Here is a 2,389-nt window from a genome sequence, read left to right as displayed (position 1 = left end):
GGACGGCAAGGACCCCGGCGTGCTGGTGCTGTCGCGCTTCGCCGGCGCCGCCGAGCAGTTGACCGACGCGCTGCTGGTCAATCCCTACGACATCCAGGGCACCGCGCGCGCGATCCAGGCAGCCCTGACCATGCCGCTGGACGAGCGCGTGCGGCGCCACACGGCCCTGCTCGCCGAGATCCGCAAGCACGACGTGCACTGGTGGACCACCGGCTTCCTCGGCGCGCTCGACGACGCGCCGATCCCGCCCACGCGCCGGCCGGCCGGGCTGGTCTGAGGATCCGCTGAAGCCGGGGCGGCGCCGCGTGTGACGCCCCGGCTCGTTACGGCAGCTTGCCCGGCGTTACGTAGCACCACGCGGAACATCGGGCTCGCCGCGTTAACAATTGCGGCGCGGTTTCGCCCATTGCGCTCGCTTTCCTTCGATTGTTCGCAGGAAATTTCACGAAGCCCACGCTCCGCGCATGATGGATATGCGTGGTCCGGATTTTGCAGCAAGCCCCTCCAGAACAACATTTTTTCTGTGAGGATGCTATGCGCGCGCTATTCAAGAAATCCGCGATCACCGTCGGCGTGTCGTCGCTGCTCGCGTTGCAGGGTTGCGGCGGGACCGACGCACTGACCACGCCGCCGGGCGGCAATCTCGGTATCGCGACCTCGGGTACCTCGGGCGGCTCGTCGGGGACCTCGGGTACGTCGGGTGGATCGTCGGGGACGTCGGGCGGCGGGTCGTCGGGGACTTCGGGTAGCTCGGGCACTTCCGGTACTTCGGGCACTTCCGGTACTTCGGGCACTTCCGGTACTTCGGGCACCTCCGGTACTTCAGGCACCTCCGGTACTTCGGGCACTTCCGGTACTTCGGGCACCTCCGGTACTTCCGGCACCTCCGGTACTTCCGGCACCTCCGGTACTTCCGGCACCTCCGGTACTTCAGGCACCTCCGGTACCTCGGGCACGTCTGGTACCTCGGGCACCTCCGGTACTTCGGGCACCTCCGGCACTTCGGGCACGTCTGGTACTTCCGGCACCTCCGGTACTTCAGGCACCTCCGGCACTTCAGGCACTTCAGGCACCTCCGGTACCTCGGGCACGTCTGGTACCTCGGGCACCTCCGGTACTTCGGGCACGTCTGGTACTTCCGGCACCTCCGGCACTTCAGGCACCTCCGGTACCTCGGGCACGTCTGGTACCTCGGGCACCTCCGGTACTTCGGGCACCTCCGGTACTTCGGGCACCTCCGGTACCTCGGGCACGTCTGGTACTTCGGGCACCTCCGGTACTTCCGGCACCTCCGGTACTTCGGGCACTTCCGGTACCTCGGGCACTTCCGGTACCTCGGGCACCTCCGGCACCTCCGGCACTTCCGGTACCTCGGGCACTTCCGGTACTTCGGGCACTTCCGGTACCTCGGGCACATCTGGTACCTCCGGTACCTCCGGCACCGGCACCAGCCCGCTCGGCACCATCATCAACCAGCTCGGCAACATCGTCACCGCCACCGGCAAGACCGTCGCCGACGGCGGCACGCAGGTCGCCAGCAGCGGCATCCCGATCGTCAGCACGGGCACCACCACCGGCATCGGCAACGCGGTCAATAGCCTCGGCAACGGCATCGTCTCGCTCGGCAACGGCCTGGGCGCCGGCCTCGGCCAGATCGGCACCTCGTCGAACCCGCTCGGGCCGACGCTGAGCTCGGCGGCCAACCTGGTGTCGAACGTGGCCAACTCGGTGCAGTCGCTCGGCGGCGCCGTGTCGAGCCTCGGCAGCGGCCCGCTCGCGCCGCTCGCCCCGCTCACGCAGACGCTCGGCACCGTGGTGAACTCGCTCGGCGGCGTGGTCGGCAACGTCGGCACCGGCCTCGGCACCGTGCTCGGCAGCGCCCCGGTCCAGCAGATCGAAACCGGCGTCAGCTCGCTGGTCAACCCGATCACCAACGCCGTCACCAACGTCACGCAGACGGTCGGCTCGGCCACCGGCCTGGGCGCGCCCGTCAACAGCCTGCTCGGCACCATCGGCGCGGGCCTGGGCAGCGCGGGCGCGGCGATCTCGAATGCCACCGGCAACCAGGTCGGCAAGGATCTCGGCAACGTGGTCACCCAGCTCGGCAACACCGTCTCGAGCACCGGCGGCCTGCTGACCGGCTCGACCACCAACCCGCTCGCCCCGCTCTTGAACCTGACCGGTTCGCTGGGCCTGAACCTGGGCCTGGGCGCCACCATCGGCGGCGGCGGCTCGAGCAGCGGCAGCAGCACCTCGGGCTCGGCCTCGTCGGGCACCTCGGGCACCAGCACCGCCGGCCTCGGCGCCCTGCTCACGCCGGTCACCAACCTGCTCGGCGGCCTGACGGGCAGCGCTGGCGGCGCCGCCGGCGGCAGCGCCTCGGCCGGCC

At 69.8% G+C, this 2,389-nt stretch carries 2 protein-coding genes; both read left to right on the top strand.

Going from position 1 to position 2,389, the window contains the following annotated elements:
• Positions 1-277, top strand: a 277-nt coding sequence (locus F3J18_RS36745; protein ID WP_166917045.1) for a trehalose-6-phosphate synthase, incomplete at its 5' end; no start/stop codon positions are given.
• A 257-nt stretch (positions 278-534) separates the two neighbouring features.
• A partial coding sequence (locus tag F3J18_RS36740; protein ID WP_166917043.1) for a collagen-like triple helix repeat-containing protein occupies positions 535-2,389 on the top strand: 1,855 nt, incomplete at its 3' end.

The organism is Burkholderia sp. Ax-1720 (assembly GCF_011753035.1).
Classification (GTDB): Bacteria; Pseudomonadota; Gammaproteobacteria; order Burkholderiales; family Burkholderiaceae; genus Burkholderia; species Burkholderia gladioli.
Note: the sequence above shows the minus strand (reverse complement) of the source record. Positions and strands in the feature narration are given on the sequence as shown.